Origin of the sequence: Streptomyces sp. NPDC060366 (assembly GCF_042725135.1) — a bacterium.
GTDB lineage: Bacteria > Actinomycetota > Actinomycetes > Streptomycetales > Streptomycetaceae > Streptomyces.
The window spans coordinates 71,737-86,917 of sequence record NZ_JBHXDC010000014.1 but is presented as its reverse complement, the minus strand read 5'-3'; the positions used below and the strand labels follow the sequence as shown (position 1 = coordinate 86,917).

Here is a 15,181-nt window from a genome sequence, read left to right as displayed (position 1 = left end):
CAGCGCCCACATCGAGACCGAGAGAAGATTGAGCCTTATGGCCACCACTTCGCTTGACCTGGCCAAGGTCCGCAACATTGGGATCATGGCCCACATCGACGCGGGCAAGACGACCACCACAGAGCGGATCCTGTTCTACACCGGTGTGAGCTACAAGATCGGTGAGGTCCACGACGGCGCAGCCACGATGGACTGGATGGAGCAGGAGCAGGAGCGCGGCATCACGATCACGTCTGCCGCGACGACCTGTCACTGGCCGCTCGACGATGTCGATCACACGATCAACATCATCGACACCCCGGGTCACGTCGACTTCACCGTCGAGGTGGAGCGTTCGCTCCGCGTCCTCGACGGCGCTGTCACCGTGTTCGACGGTGTGGCTGGCGTCGAACCCCAGTCCGAGACCGTCTGGCGTCAGGCGGACCGCTACGGCGTGCCGCGTATCTGCTTCGTCAACAAGCTCGACCGGACCGGCGCGGAGTTCCACCGCTGCGTCGACATGATCTCGGACCGCCTCGGCGCGGTCCCGATCGTGATGCAGCTTCCGATCGGTGCCGAGGCCGACTTCAAGGGCGTCGTCGACCTCGTGACGATGAAGGCCTTTGTCTGGTCCGCCGAGGCCACCAAGGGCGAGATGTACGACGTCGTCGACATCCCGGACACGCACACCGAGGCCGCCGAGGAATGGCGCGGCAAGCTCCTCGAGGTCGTCTCCGAGAACGACGACGAGATGATGGAGCTGTACCTGGAGGGCCAGGAGCCCACCGAGGAGCAGCTGCACACGGCGATCCGCCGTATCACGCTCGCCTCCAAGGGTGCGGCCGACTCCGTCACCGTCACGCCCGTCTTCTGTGGTACCGCGTTCAAGAACAAGGGTGTTCAGCCCCTGCTCGACGCGGTCGTGCGCTACCTGCCTTCCCCCCTCGACGTCGACGCCATCGAAGGCCACGACGTCAAGGACCCGGAGAAGGTCATCAAGCGCCGCCCGTCCGACGACGAGCCCTTCGCCGGGCTCGCCTTCAAGATCGCGAGCGACCCGCACCTGGGCAAGCTCACCTTCGTCCGGATCTACTCCGGTCGCCTGACGGCCGGCACCGCGGTGCTGAACTCCGTGAAGGGCAAGAAGGAGCGCATCGGCAAGATCTACCGTATGCACGCGAACAAGCGTGAGGAGATCGAGTCGGTGGGCGCCGGCGACATCGTCGCCGTCATGGGCCTGAAGCAGACCACCACCGGTGAGACGCTGAGCGACGACAAGAACCCGGTGATCCTGGAGTCCATGGACTTCCCGGCGCCGGTCATCCAGGTCGCGATCGAGCCCAAGTCCAAGGGTGACCAGGAGCGTCTGGGTGTCGCCATCCAGCGCCTCGCGGAGGAGGACCCCTCCTTCCAGGTTCACTCGGACGAGGAGACCGGCCAGACCATCATCGGTGGTATGGGCGAGCTTCACCTCGAGGTGCTTGTCGACCGCATGAAGCGCGAGTTCCGCGTGGAGGCGAATGTCGGTAAGCCGCAGGTCGCTTACCGTGAGACGATCCGCAAGGCCGTCGAGCGTATCGACTACACGCACAAGAAGCAGACCGGTGGTACCGGCCAGTTCGCGAAGGTGCAGATCGCGTTGGAGCCCATCGAGGGCGGCGACGCGACCTACGAGTTCGTGAACAAGGTGACCGGTGGCCGTATCCCCCGTGAGTACATCCCCTCGGTGGACGCGGGCGCGCAGGAGGCCATGCAGTTCGGCATCCTGGCCGGCTACGAGATGGTGGGCGTGCGCGTCACCCTTCTCGACGGTGGCTACCACGAGGTCGACTCCTCGGAACTCGCCTTCAAGATCGCCGGTTCGCAGGCGTTCAAGGATGGTGCCCGCCGGGCGTCGCCCGTGCTTCTCGAACCGATGATGGCCGTCGAGGTCACCACGCCCGAGGACTACATGGGCGATGTCATCGGCGACCTCAACTCCCGCCGTGGCCAGATCCAGGCCATGGAGGAGCGCAGCGGCGCTCGCGTCGTGAAGGGCCTCGTGCCCCTCTCGGAGATGTTCGGCTACGTCGGAGACCTCCGCAGCAAGACGTCGGGTCGCGCAAGCTACTCGATGCAGTTCGACTCCTACGCCGAGGTTCCCCGGAACGTCGCCGAGGAGATCATCGCGAAGGCCAAGGGCGAGTAGCTCGTCCCGAGCACGCTTTAGGCTTGTCACCGGCAAGCCCTGGGCCGCCGGACACCGCGTACGGGAGACCGTGCGGGGTGACCGGTGTCCCGGGCCCCGGCATCCCAGCAAAGATCACCTGGCGCCGATGAGTAAGGCGTACAGAACCACTCCAGGAGGACCCCAGTGGCGAAGGCGAAGTTCGAGCGGACTAAGCCGCACGTCAACATCGGCACCATCGGTCACATCGACCACGGTAAGACGACCCTCACGGCCGCCATTACCAAGGTGCTGCATGACGCGTACCCGGACCTGAACGAGGCCTCGGCCTTCGACCAGATCGACAAGGCTCCCGAGGAGCGCCAGCGCGGTATCACCATCTCCATCGCGCACGTCGAGTACCAGACGGAGTCGCGTCACTACGCGCACGTCGACTGCCCCGGTCACGCGGACTACATCAAGAACATGATCACGGGTGCGGCGCAGATGGACGGCGCCATCCTCGTTGTCGCCGCGACCGACGGCCCGATGCCGCAGACCAAGGAGCACGTGCTCCTGGCCCGCCAGGTAGGCGTGCCGTACATCGTCGTCGCGCTGAACAAGGCCGACATGGTGGACGACGAGGAGATCCTGGAGCTCGTCGAGCTCGAGGTCCGTGAGCTCCTCTCCGAGTACGAGTTCCCGGGCGACGACCTGCCGGTCGTCAAGGTCTCGGCGCTCAAGGCGCTCGAAGGCGACAAGGAGTGGGGCCAGACCGTCCTCGACCTGATGAAGGCCGTCGACGAGTCGATCCCGCAGCCCGAGCGTGACGTCGAGAAGCCGTTCCTCATGCCCATCGAGGACGTCTTCACGATCACCGGCCGTGGCACGGTCGTCACCGGTCGTATCGAGCGTGGTGTGCTCAAGGTCAACGAGACCGTCGACATCGTCGGTATCAAGACCGAGAAGACCACCACCACGGTCACCGGCATCGAGATGTTCCGCAAGCTGCTCGACGAGGGCCAGGCCGGTGAGAACGTCGGTCTGCTCCTCCGTGGCATCAAGCGCGAGGATGTCGAGCGCGGCCAGGTCATCATCAAGCCCGGTTCGGTCACGCCGCACACCGAGTTCGAGGCCCAGTCCTACATCCTGTCGAAGGACGAGGGTGGTCGTCACACCCCCTTCTTCAACAACTACCGCCCGCAGTTCTACTTCCGTACGACTGACGTGACCGGCGTCGTGACCCTCCCCGAGGGCACCGAGATGGTCATGCCGGGCGACAACACCCTCATGACGGTCTCGCTGATTCAGCCGGTCGCCATGGAGGAGGGCCTGAAGTTCGCCATCCGTGAGGGTGGCCGGACCGTGGGCGCCGGCCAGGTCACCAAGATCAGCAAGTAATTGCCGATCTGACGGTCTGCCGCTCGTCGGCCGGCTGTCCGACCTGGTAGCTCCAACACGAGCAACCAAGAAGTGGGCCCCGCACCGAAGTTGGTGCGGGGCCCACTTCTGTTCGGTCGCCGCTTCTCGTCGCTGGGCCTGAGGACCCGATCGGGGTGTCGGTGGCAGCACCCCCCGGTCCGGGGGCCGGAGCCCCCGCCGTTAATCGATGGATCGGGTTACGCCGCGCTCCTAGGGTTGGCGGGCAAGCAAGCACGGGGGCCACGGGGGAGTGGGCATGCGTACGGCGTATCCGAGGACAGCCCATTTGCCGTGGTCGCCCGGGGTTGCCTCCGACGATGTGCGGGTCGGGGATCTGGGTGGGCTGCGGGGGCGGGAAGTCGTCGTCACCGAGAAGATGGACGGGGAGAACACCACCCTGTACCGCGACGGGGTGCACGCCCGGTCGCTGGATTCCGGGCATCACCCGTCGCGGGCCTGGGTCAAGGCGTTGCAGGGGCGGATCGGGGGGTTGATCCCGGACGGGGTGCGGGTGTGCGGGGAGAACATGTATGCCCGGCACTCGATCGCGTACGAGGATCTGGAGAGCTGGTTCTACGGGTTCTCCGTGTGGGACGGCGAGTGGTGTCTCGGCTGGGACGAGACCGTGCGCGTGCTGCGGGGGCTGGGGATTCCAGCGCCGCCGGTGTTGTGGCGGGGAGTCTTCGATGAACGCGCCCTGCGCGCACTGAAGTTGGACCCCGCGCGGCAGGAGGGGTACGTCGTACGGAGCGTCGAGGGCTTCGGACGCGAGGAGTTCGGGCGGCGGCTCGCCAAGTGGGTCCGGCCGCACCACGTACAGACCGATACGCACTGGATGCACGCCGCCGTCGTGGAGAACGGGCTCGGGGCGGGTGCCGCGCTGTGGGACGTGCGGTCGGGGGGCCCGGTGGACGCGGGGGCCCTCGCGAGGGTCGTGGGCCTGGAGGGGGACGAGCGCGCGGCCCGGGAGGTCGCCGGGCGGCTCGACGCCGGCGGGCGGCGCGGGGACGACCGGCTGGGCGGGGTCCTCGCGGCGCTGTTCCACGACGTACCGCGCGGCCGGCTCGCGGGCTCGCTCGTCGCACCGCTCGGAATGGCGCAGGCCCGGCGCGTCGCCGACCTGGTGGGTCTCCAGGCGGGGTTGCAGCGGCCGTTCCCCGACGACGGGCGCCGGGCCGGGCTCGCGCGGATGGCCGTCGCCGCCGACCTGGGGGTGCTGCACGCCGTCGCCGGTGTGCTCGCCGAGGACGCCCGCGCGCGGGAGCAGGTCGAGTGGTCCGCGCTGCACGCCGAGGAGGCCGGGCTGCTGGACCGCGAGCCGCTGGAGGCACTGCGGCGCGGGCTGCGGGCCGCGCTCGAAGGGCTCGGTGGAGAGGTCGTCGAACGGTGCTGGGCGCAGGCGAGGGACGCCTGGGTCGAGGGGCGCATCCGTACGGTGGAGGAGGCGGTGGCCGCGACCTGGCGGTGGCGGTCGGGGGACTTTCCGCGGCTGATCCAGCTGGTGGGGCCGTCGGGGAGCGGGAAGAGCACCTTCGCAGGAGGACTGACCGGGGTCGGGGCGCGGGTCTCGCTCGACGAGTTGCGGGAGTCCCGTGGCTCCCGCGCCGATCAGCGGGCCAACGGGGACGTCCTGCGGGACGGCCTCGACCGGCTCGACCGGGCGCTCGCGCGGGGCGGTACCGGCGGCACGGTGGTGTGGGACGCCACCTCGCTCAACCGTCAACAGCGTTCCCTGGTCGGCGCGTTGGCGCGGCGGCGCGACGCGTTGGTCACGTACGCCGTGCTGGTCGTGGACGAGGGGGAGCTGGTCAGGCGTAACTCCGTACGCCCGCACCCGGTGCCGTCCGACGTACTCGCGGGCCAGGTACGGCGCTTCGCGCCGCCGTATCCGGGAGACGCGCACCGGACGTGGTACGTCGGAGCGGGCGGCGACATCGAGGACATGGACAGCATCGAGAGCGGGGGAGTCTGATGCGGACCAGCGATCAGCTGTACCACCAGGTGCGTTGGGACCCGCGCTTCGATCCCGCGCGCTTCGTCCTCGGCGTCAGCCGGCGCGGTACGACCCCCGGGCGGATCCCGCTGCCCGCGTTCGTGCCCGGCGGCGACATCCCCTGGCACCGTGTGCTGTTCGTGGAGGCGGACGGCGAGCTGGTCTGGGACCGGGCCACGGGCGTCGACCGGATCGACGCGACGGACGCGGGGCGGGTACGCCAACCACGCCTGCTGCGGGCGCCGTTCTTCACCGCGGGCACTCCTTGTGCGTACGGCTCCGAAGGCTGGCGCCCGGCGCGGGGCGCGCCGTCGACTTCACCCGTCGGCTCGATTCGGGTTCTGACCTGGAACACCCTCTGGGACCGCTACGACAGCGACCGCGTCCGCACCGCCGAGCGCCGCCCCATGCTGCTCGCCGCCCTCGCCGAATCGGACGCCGACGTCATCGCGCTCCAGGAGGTCGAGCTCGATCTGCTCGCGATGCTGTTGAACGCTCCTTGGGTGCGGGCGAGTTACACCGTCAGCAGCGACCCGCGCGGGCGCGACGTGGACGACAACGGGCTGCTGCTCCTCAGCCGGCTGCCCGTGCGCGAGGCGGGGCACCATGTCCTCGGCTCGCACAAGGCCGTCACCGCGCTCACCGTGGAGACCGCCGCCGGTCCGCTCGTCGTGGCCGCCACGCACCTGAGCAGTGACCATTCCACGGACGGTGCGGTCCGGCGCCGTGGCGAACTGGCCTCCATCGCCGAGGGGTTGGGTGGTGTCGACGCTGACGTGATCCTGCTGGGCGACTTCAATGACGGCGCCGGTGGGGGCGAAGGGCCGGCCGCCGCGCTCGGGCTGCGTGATGCCTGGAGCGAGGTGTACGGCTCCGAGGACCACACGCCCACCTTCGATCCGGTCGCCAATCCGCTCGCCGCGGTGGCCTCGCTGTCAGGGCGTGCCGGACGGCTGGACAGGGTGCTGCTGCGCGGGAGCGCGGTGGTGACCGGGGCCGCGCTGCGGGGCGATACGCCGGACGCGAGCGGGCTCTACATCTCCGACCACTACGGGGTGGAGGCGGAAGTCGATCTCGTTGCGGTGGAGGGGAGTTCACCCGCGGACGACGTGCTCGACGTGGCCGCCACCGCCCGTACGGCCGTCGCCTGGATACCGCCCCGCGAGCTGTGGGCTCCGCTCCAGGCCGTACGGCGGGAGCACGACCCGCAGGTCGACCGCTGGCCGCCGCATGTGAACGTGCTCTTCGGCTTCGTCCCGGAGTCCGACTTCGACCGCGCGGCGCCGCTGTTGGCCGCTGCCGCCGCCGAGACCGCGCCCTTCACGGCGCGGCTGGCCGGCGTACACACCTTCGGGCACCGCGAGGACGCCACGCTCTGGCTCGACCCGGCGGCGGACGGCGACGCGGAGTGGACGGCGCTCCGGCAGGCGCTGGAGCGGCGGTTCCCGGGCTGCGGCGGGCGGCGGGCCGAGGGCTTCACCCCGCATCTGACCCTCGGGCGGAGCCGCGATCCGCAGCGGGTCGCGGCGGGCATCGGGGCCCGGCTCGGGGAAGTGTCGTCCCCCGTAGGCGAGTTGGCGCTGCTGTCGCGCAGAGGCGACGAGCCGATGCGCGTGCGGGCGACGGTCGCGCTCGGTACGGGGGAGATCAGTTGGCTCGCTGATCATCAGCCACCGGGGAAGCTGACCGCTGACATCGATGAGACCGCGCGACTGCTCGCGCGCATCCTCGCCGAAGGCGCCGTACACGTCGTGGGATCCCGCCGCATGGGCTGCGCGTCCGCCGGTGCCGATCTGGACCTGGTGGCGGCGCTGCCGGGCGCGGCGCCTGACATGGGCGAGATCCGGCGGCGGGTGACGGCCGCGCTCCCGGTCGGAGCGTCCCCCGTACGCGAGGTGGTCGGGGCACGCGTGCCCGGACTCCGGTTCACGGTGGGTGAGTTGGAAGTCGACCTGGCCGTGGTCGCGACCGGGGACCTGGACCCGGCGCGGGCTGCGGACCGCCGCGCCGGACTGGGCGAGGCGGCGGCCGTCGCGCTCAGCGCGGTGAGCGACGCGGCGGCCGTACGGGACGCGGTCGGCGACCGCCACGGTGCCTTCGCCGCGCTGGCGAGGGAGGTGAAGACCTGGGCGGGCGCCCGTGGCCTGGACTCCGCACCCTTCGGCGGGCTGCCCGGCCTGGCCTGGGCGGTTCTGGCGGCGCACACGACGCGCGAGGCCGGCACCCTCGTGGGCGACGACCTGCTCAGGCACTTCTTCGGGACCTGGGCGGCCTGGGACTGGCGCGTACCCGTCGACCTCACAACGGGCCCATCCAGTGCGGCAGTTGCTGCGCCCGTGACCGTCCTGACCCCGACCGAACCGATCCGCAGCTGCACGGAACAGGTCGGCCCCGGCCACCGTGACCTGCTGGTCCAGGAGCTGTACCGGGCCTGGGAACTCCTGGAGACCGGCGCCGCGCCCACCGCACTGTCGGCAGCGCCACCCCTGCACCGCAGGCACGCCGCCTGGGCGGTGGCGACCGTGGACACGCGCCGCCCCGACACCCTGGGCCGGTTCCGCGGCCGCGTACGGGCGCTGCTCACCGCTCTCGAAGCGGCCGGGGTACGGGACGCGCACGCCTGGCCGCGCCCGTACGCGACGGAGAGGGGCCGTGTGCGCTACGCGATCGGCCTCGGCGCGAACCCGCCGGACGCGGCGGCGCTCGCGGGGATCGTGGGGATCGTGGAGGCGTGGGGCCGGGGTCTGCGGGACGTGGACGTGGTGTGGGCAGGGGGCGGCGACGTACCGACGCTCACCTGACCCGCCTCACCAGCGTTGTCGCAGTCGCGGCAGCACCCCGGTTCCGGGGCGCGGAAGGCGCGTTCGCAGCGGTCGCAGGTCTGGAACGGGTGCGGGCGTGCGACGGCGGGTGTGGGTGGAAGCGGTGGCGGGAGCAGTGCGGTGAGGCGATGGGCCAGCAGGGCGGCCGGGTGGCGCGGGGCGTCGGGGAGGTTCGTGGTCAGGGCGCGGCGTACGGAGTCGGGGGCCGCGCCGCGCTCCAGCCAGGTGGCGACGCCGGGTGCCAGCCGCTGTACATCGCGCTCGGCGAGCAGCAGGCGCGGGTCGTGGCACCGCAGCCCGGCGAGCAGATCGGCGGCGACGCGGTGGCGGTCCGGGTCGGTGGAGAGCGGCTGGGGGAGGGGCGGGGGCGGGGGCTTGTCGGGCGTGGGTGCGGGTTCCGGAGCTGGAAGGTGTACGGGCGCGGGCTTCGGAACCGGTACGCGTACGGGCTCCGCCCTCCGTACCACCCGCGGCGGCTGGTTGTACGACACCGTGTGCGTGACGATCCGCCCGCTCGGCAGCCGCTCGCGCGTCCGCTCCAGATAGCCCGCCGCCTCCAACTCCCGCAGCGCGGCGGCGATACGCGCCTCGCTCTCCGGGAAGCGCGCTGTCAGGCACTTGATGCCGATCCGCGCCCCGGCGGGCAGCGACTGGATGTGGACGGCGAGCCCGATCGCGACGAGAGTCAGCTCACGGTGCTGCGCGAGATGGTTGCCGACGACCGTGTAGCGCTTGGTGTGCCGGGTGTTGGCGTGTACGACGCCGGATCGGGCGACGGGCCGGGGAACTCCGGACGTGGCGCGCGAGGGCGCGCTAAGGTGCTGAACATCCATTGGGAAGGTAGTGCTTCCTGAGTGGTGAGGCCCTCGTTCGGGATGCCAGTCCCGGCCGGGGGCCGCTGTCTGTATTGAGCTGTCGCCGCGAGCATATGCCCGCCAACCCGTAAGAAATCCAGCCCAGTTGAACGAGTTCACCCATGCGGGTGACGGGAGGCTGGTGGGGTTGGGAAGGGTCTTCTGCTCTCCAAGTCATTGAAGGTTCTTTACGTCGCGGACCGCCTCGTCGCGGTCTACCACGTCGCGGCCCACCGGGTCGCGGTCCGCCACGATCCGGTGGCCACGACCCGGTCTAGACCGCGCCCAGTAGGGAGTTTCCGGATGAGTTTCCGGCTGGCGGCCTACGCCGTGTGTGTCGAGGACGGGCGGGTGCTGCTCGCCCGTCACGTACCGCCGAAGGGTGAGAGCAACTGGACCCTTCCGGGTGGCAGGGTCGAGCACGGGGAGGATCCGTTCGACACGGTGATCCGGGAGGTCGCCGAGGAGACGGGCTGTGACGCGGTGGTCGAGCGTCTGCTCGGCGTGGACTCAAGGATCATTCCCGCGGCCGAACGCGCGGTCCCCGGCGGACCGGAACACCAGAACGTCGGCGTCTTCTACCAGGTCCGTATCACCGGTGGCCGGCTCCGGCCCGAGCCTAACGGCGAGATCGCCGAGTCGGTCTGGACTCCGATTCCCGACGTCGCCGGCCTGCGCCGGTCATCGCTGGTCGACATCGGCCTGACCCTGGCGCGGACCCTTCCGGCGACCGGCCACGTCGCTCCCGTCGCGGTCGGCGGCCTGGTCCGGCACTGAGGGCGACGGATGACATGTGTCATGAACAGTGATGACACGCCGCCACTGCTCCCTCCGTCCGTTCCGGCCTAGCTTGGCGGCACAGGGCCCGGTCCTGACGGCCCTCCCGATGCCAACGGATGGAAAGAGTCCATGCGGAACGAGATGCTCATCGTCGAAGACCTGCTGCTCCTGATGTTCGACGACGATTCCGGTGCGATCGCGGGAGAGGGCACGCTGTACTACACGCTCGGCGGCGCCGTTCTCGTGGAGCTCGGCCTCGGGAAGTACGTCAGGGTCGACGAGAACGACCAGGGGTTCAACGGTCTGAAGGTGCACGCCGTCGCCGGTGATCCGCCGGCGGATCCTGTGCTCCGGGCCGCGCATGAGAAGGTCGCCGACCGGAAGCGAGGTGTGCAGACCCTTCTCATCGAGATCGGCACCGGGTTGCGGGAGACCGTGCTCGACCGGCTCGTCGAGCGGGGCATGCTGCGCCAGGAGACGAAGAAGACGCTGGGGCTGTTCCGTACGACCGCGACGAAGGCCGCGGACACCGGGCACAAGAAGGCCCTCATGGAGAAGGTCCGCGCCGTCCTGGTCGACGGCGCGGAGCCCGATGCCCGTACGGCGTCGTTGATCGGACTGCTGCTCGCGAGCGGCACCCTGCCGAACCTGCACCGGTCCATCCCGTGGTCGGGCAAGGTCTACAAGCGCGCGAAGGAGCTGGAGCAGGGCAGTTGGGGCGCCGAGGCGGTGAACGCGGCGGTGATGCGGACCGTGGCGGCGACGTCCGTGGGGACGGTCATCGCGGTCACCAGTTAGAGCCCTCGGGTCGGGACCCGGCCCACCTGACCCCGCTCGCGGAAAACCCAGGAGCCCTCGGCAGGCATGCCATGGAAGGATCTGTCCGACCTACAGGGGGGTGGGGCGTATGGGGCTCGACTACGGATACGAGATATTCGTGCCCGCACAGAACGTCGGCCGGGCACTGATCGCCCTGGCCGAGCTGGCGCCACGAACCGATCGGGTACCGCCGCTCGCGCTCACCCTGCCCGGCGGTCACCGGCTCTCCGTCCCGTTCACGTCCAACTTCAAGAGCGAGCCCGTCGACTGCTCCGCGAGCGGCACGCTCGAACTCGACACCTCCATCATGTTCCGCGCGGACGACGCGGTTCGTGAGTACGTGGAGGGCCGTGGCCTCGAACCCGACGAGCTCGGGAGAGTCCAGATCGGGTACATCTACCTCACGGTGCGGTTCGCGCCCGAGGAGCACCCTGGCTACGCCGGGCTGGAGTTCACCGCGGCCACCTCGGGGATGAGCAGGATGTTCGAGCGGTCCTCGGCCGTCAGAGAGGTGTTCACCGGCCTCACCTCCGCGAGTGGCGGGGTGTGCTGTCTGCTCGACACCGAGAGCGACACCTTCCAAATCTGCTGGCTCAACGGCCGGCCGGTTCAGGACACGGTCCCCGGGCCCAACTTCCCGGGCCACGCGGACCTTGTGGCGACTTGGCCGGGCTGAGACGCGGCCTTCGCCTTGCTCGGGTTGGGTCGGCGGGTCATGCTTGGGTGGTGCCGGGGCAGCGGAAGAGGAAGCGGGAGCGGCAGGCGCGGGGGCGTGACCGGGGGAACGAGGCCGGGCGCTGGGAAGTGGTCTTCGAGACCCAGGACCAGTCGGAGTGGCGTACCCGTCTCCATGAACTCCGCACCGCCGACGAGCCGATCGACTGGGAGTCGGCCCGGATCGACACGCTGTGCGGCCGGCTGACGTATCCGACCACCTACCGGTTGAGCCTGTTCGTACCGGATGCGCGCCCGGCCGGTCCCGGCGTGGGCTGACCGCGAGGCTCACCACCGACGCCCTTAGTCCGTGTCTTCAAAGTCCCGTCTGGCCCGCAGCGGCTGGCACGGCACGCCGCATGCCGCGGGGATCGATGTTCTTCACCATGCTCATGCCGCTCACTTCTCACTGGACGTCGTGCCCGCGCGTCAGATCGCGTACGCGCCCGTGTTCGGCCTTCCGTGTTCGCGGGCGTACGGGGTGAGCGCCACCGCCCCGACCCCGCGCACCGTGTTGTGCGGGCCCAAGTCCAGGGGACTTACGCCCAGTTGATCCGCGAGCTGCGGCGCGAGATACGCGGCGAGATCCGTCCACTCCTCGTCGTCGGCCCCGGCATCCCCCAGGGTGATGCCCTCCTCGACGCAGGCGGCCCGCTCCTCGGGCAGGGGCTCGCCCACCGTGTACCGCGCGCCGTCGTCGTCCCAGTAGGAGCCGAAGCGGCGTACGACGGTCTCGTCCTCGACGACGAGCCACCCCGACCCGCCGCCCTGCTCGCCGAAGTAGTACGCCTGGGCCCGGCGGTATCGGCGGCTCAGCTCCGTGACGACGCGCAGCACGTCATCCGCGCGCTCCGGATCGACCGGATTGCACCAGGGGCCGACCACCAAGGTCCATCCGTCGACCTCCGGGGTGACGTAGACCCTGCCGTACTCGGCGCCGTCGTGACTGTCGTGCATCCCGACGCTCAGGCCCAGCCCGAACGTCGCGGGCCGCGCCTCGAAGAGGTCGAGCGCCTCCACGATCCCCTGCTGATCGCCGGTGGGGACGGCTATCCAGGAGGTGAAGCAGGTGTCCAGGGGCAGCGCCTGGTCGTCCAGCGCCTTGATACGGATCAGCCGCTCCACGGCGGCACGGTCCGCCGGCGACAGGGCCTCCTCGCCGCCGACCGACGCGAGGACGGACAGGGCGCGCGACCGCAGATTCGCGGGTCCATGAACGCGTACCTCGCGCATGCGTTCCACGACACCGGGGCCGAGCATCGTCAGCACCCACTCGGCCCGCTGGGCGACCTCCGGGTCCGGATCCGCGAGCAAGGGAGTCAACGCGTCGATCACCAGGGCGTAGTCCACATCGGGATTCGGCTCCCGGCCGAAGGCCACCGAGCAGGCGCTCTGGATTCCGTACGCGGCGGAGTTCCGTACCTCGGCGAAGGGGTGCGACAGCGCCTCGACGTAACGGTCGACCGCGCGGAAGGAGGTGAACACGCGGCTGACACGGCGGCGCGACTCCTCGTCCTCGGTCGCGGCCAGCGCCGTCAGCACCTCGTCGAAGGCGACCGGTCCGATCCGCTCGGTCAGCACGAACTCGATCTGCCCGTGCGGGACCGGCGAGTTCGCGTCCAGCAACTCGTCGAGCAGCGACCCCACCGCCGCGCTGCCCCTCGCGGCCAGTTCGTCCCGCGCCGCCTCGCGCAGGCCGGGGTCGGCAAGGGCCTTGATCGCATCCACCACGGTCTCCTTCTCGGGCGCGAGCGCTGTTCCAAGAACCCATGGTGGTGCACGGCACTGACAGTCCGTGTCGCGAGGCAGGGCCGGCCGCGGGGTGCGGCCGGCCCTGCCGGGTGTGTCAGCGCGAGCGGGCTACTCCGGGTTCACGCCGCTCGGGGAGGCGCCGCCGTCGTCCCCCAGTTCGAAGTGGAAGACGCCCCAGGTGATGTGCTCCCTGCGGCCGCCGTCGATCCAGTGGCCGAGGCCCTTCTTCATCTGGGCGAGGTAGTCGTGGCTGACCTTCCTGGCCAGCCCTTCGGCCTCCTGACGCCCCGTCTCCTCAAGGACGCGCGCGTAGTGGGTCACCAACTGCCCGCGGTGCTCCTCGAAGCCGCCGTCGACGGGGGAGAAGCCGAGCCGGGTCAGCTCGCGTGTGTAGAAGGCGGGCGAGCCCATGTCGTCCAGGTGAATACGGTCGAGGATCGGCTGAAGGACGCCGGCGGGGCAGCCGTCCGCCGCCATCGGATCGGTGAAGATGAGCCGGCCTCCGGGCCGCAGCACCCGCGCGATCTCCGCCAGCACCTGGACGCGGTTCCCGCTGTGCAGGAACGCGTCCTGGGACCAGACGACATCCACCGAGGAGTCCGGGTACGGGATGTCCTCGAAGGACCCGTCCACGACCTCGATCCTGCCGGTGAGAGCGCGGGCCGAGTTCAGCTCCCTGTGGCGCCGGTTCTCCACCTCGCTGAGGTTGAGCGCGAGGACCCGGCAGCCGTACGTCTCAGCCAGATACCGTGCCGAACCGCCGTAGCCCGATCCGAGGTCGAGCACCACGGACTCCGGTGTCAGCGTCGGCTCCAGCTTCGAGGCCATCCGCCGGACGGTGCGCGCGCTGGCGTCCGCGATGGGCTCCCCAGGGCTCTCGTAGAGGCCGATATGGATGTCCTCGCCGCCCCACACCGTGGCGTAGAAGGTATCGGCGTCGGACGAGTTGTAGTAACTGCGGGCGGTATTGACCGCGCCGGAGTATCGCGCTTCCTCCGCGTCGTCCATCCGATATTCCTTCTCCGCCACATGTACGAGGAAGTCGGGCTCCTCGCCCCGGTAGGTGTGCTGGAAGTCACCGTAAGTCTCGATGCGCTGAAAGCCCACGTCGGACATGAGTCGACGAGCGTACTCCTTGCGCAGCGGGAACATATTGAGGTGATAGACCGAGTCGTCCGCGAAGCTGTACCGCATTCGGCACAGACCCTCGTCTACGTACTCCGGCTCCACGGTGACGTCGTCACCGCAGTAGTAATACGTGTGCTTGCTCGTGTACCCGTCGTCCAGAATCGCATCGTAATTGCGCTGGTCCAGAACGAGGATTCCGTCGTGCTTGAGCATCGCGTAGAATTCGGCCAGCGCCTTGCGCCGGTCGCGCTCCGAGAAGAGATGTGTGAACGAGTTGCCGAGGCAGACGATGGCGTCGTACTCGCCGTGGACGTCCCTGTTGAGCCAGCGCCAGTCCGCCTGTACGACGCGCAGGATATGACCACCCTGCTTGGTGCCGTTCTCGAAGGCCATCGCCAGCATTTCCGCGCTGCCGTCCGCGCTTACTGTTTCGAATCCGGCCGACAGCAGCCGCACGGAGTGAAATCCGGTCCCCGTCGCGACGTCGAGCACGCTCTTCACTCCCCGCTTGCGCAGCAGGTCGATGAAGAAATTTCCCTCGCTCTCCGCCCTCTTCTCCCAGTCTATGAGCGAGTCCCACTTCTCGACGAAGCTGGGAACGTATTCCTCTGTGTAGTGCCCGGTTTCTCGTACTCCAACAGGGTTGTCGCCGAACTCTTGAGCCGGTGGCACAGTGGTGGAACCCTTCGGTTGCGGGGAATCACGCCCGGCGCGGCAGCCCCGCACGGCTCGGGCGACTGCCTCAGGAACCGCACGGTCTGAGCGCATCACT

Annotated in this window: 10 protein-coding genes; 8 read left to right on the top strand and 2 right to left on the bottom strand. The window is 69.7% G+C overall.

All coding sequences use genetic code 11. The features are described from left to right. Window positions 1–37: 37 nt before the first annotated feature. From fusA to ACFWHU_RS28625, 8 genes are all read left to right on the top strand, one after another. Window positions 38–2,167 carry an elongation factor G gene (gene fusA, locus ACFWHU_RS28660; protein ID WP_385791629.1) on the top strand — a complete coding sequence of 710 codons (2,130 nt, stop codon included), beginning with the start codon at window positions 38–40 and terminating at the stop codon, window positions 2,165–2,167. A gap of 165 nt (window positions 2,168–2,332) precedes the next feature. After that, the gene (gene tuf / locus ACFWHU_RS28655) at window positions 2,333–3,526 is read left to right on the top strand and encodes an elongation factor Tu (RefSeq protein WP_069627353.1); all 1,194 of its coding nucleotides are present in this window, start codon (window positions 2,333–2,335) and stop codon (window positions 3,524–3,526) included. A 277-nt stretch (window positions 3,527–3,803) separates the two neighbouring features. Next, window positions 3,804–5,519: an RNA ligase family protein gene (locus ACFWHU_RS28650; RefSeq protein ID WP_387228315.1), complete on the top strand. Its 1,716-nt coding sequence runs from the start codon at window positions 3,804–3,806 to the stop codon at window positions 5,517–5,519. Then, window positions 5,519–8,341, top strand: a complete 2,823-nt coding sequence (locus tag ACFWHU_RS28645) for a poly(A) polymerase (RefSeq protein ID WP_387228313.1) — start codon at window positions 5,519–5,521, stop codon at window positions 8,339–8,341. The genes ACFWHU_RS28650 and ACFWHU_RS28645 overlap by 1 nt, the downstream gene beginning before the upstream one ends. 1,178 nt (window positions 8,342–9,519) lie before the next feature. Beyond that, a complete protein-coding gene (locus ACFWHU_RS28640; protein WP_387228311.1) occupies window positions 9,520–9,993 on the top strand; it encodes an NUDIX hydrolase in 474 nt (157 codons plus the stop codon). A gap of 132 nt (window positions 9,994–10,125) precedes the next feature. Then, window positions 10,126–10,794 (top strand): GPP34 family phosphoprotein, encoded by a 669-nt coding sequence (locus tag ACFWHU_RS28635; protein ID WP_387228310.1) that lies wholly within the window; start codon window positions 10,126–10,128, stop codon window positions 10,792–10,794. Window positions 10,795–10,903: 109 nt separating this feature from the next. Beyond that, complete coding sequence (locus ACFWHU_RS28630; RefSeq protein ID WP_387228308.1) at window positions 10,904–11,491, top strand: hypothetical protein; 588 nt, start codon at window positions 10,904–10,906, stop codon at window positions 11,489–11,491. A gap of 50 nt (window positions 11,492–11,541) precedes the next feature. Beyond that, window positions 11,542–11,808 carry a hypothetical protein gene (locus ACFWHU_RS28625; RefSeq protein ID WP_385791617.1) on the top strand — a complete coding sequence of 89 codons (267 nt, stop codon included), beginning with the start codon at window positions 11,542–11,544 and terminating at the stop codon, window positions 11,806–11,808. 150 nt (window positions 11,809–11,958) lie between these two features. On the opposite strand, the gene ACFWHU_RS28620 is transcribed toward ACFWHU_RS28625, so the two are convergent. Next, window positions 11,959–13,257, bottom strand: coding sequence for a HEAT repeat domain-containing protein (locus ACFWHU_RS28620; RefSeq protein WP_387228306.1), 1,299 nt, complete (start codon window positions 13,255–13,257; stop codon window positions 11,959–11,961). 132 nt (window positions 13,258–13,389) lie between these two features. Next, a complete protein-coding gene (locus ACFWHU_RS28615; protein WP_387228304.1) occupies window positions 13,390–15,081 on the bottom strand; it encodes a methyltransferase domain-containing protein in 1,692 nt (563 codons plus the stop codon). Window positions 15,082–15,181: the final 100 nt, after the last annotated feature.

Coding starts and splice junctions, on each gene's coding strand:
- ACFWHU_RS28645 (WP_387228313.1), top strand. CDS start 5,519: ATGCGGACCAGCGATCAGCTGTACCACCAGGTGCGTTGGGACCCGCGC.
- ACFWHU_RS28650 (WP_387228315.1), top strand. CDS start 3,804: ATGCGTACGGCGTATCCGAGGACAGCCCATTTGCCGTGGTCGCCCGGG.
- ACFWHU_RS28630 (WP_387228308.1), top strand. CDS start 10,904: ATGGGGCTCGACTACGGATACGAGATATTCGTGCCCGCACAGAACGTC.
- ACFWHU_RS28635 (WP_387228310.1), top strand. CDS start 10,126: ATGCGGAACGAGATGCTCATCGTCGAAGACCTGCTGCTCCTGATGTTC.
- ACFWHU_RS28640 (WP_387228311.1), top strand. CDS start 9,520: ATGAGTTTCCGGCTGGCGGCCTACGCCGTGTGTGTCGAGGACGGGCGG.
- fusA (WP_385791629.1), top strand. CDS start 38: ATGGCCACCACTTCGCTTGACCTGGCCAAGGTCCGCAACATTGGGATC.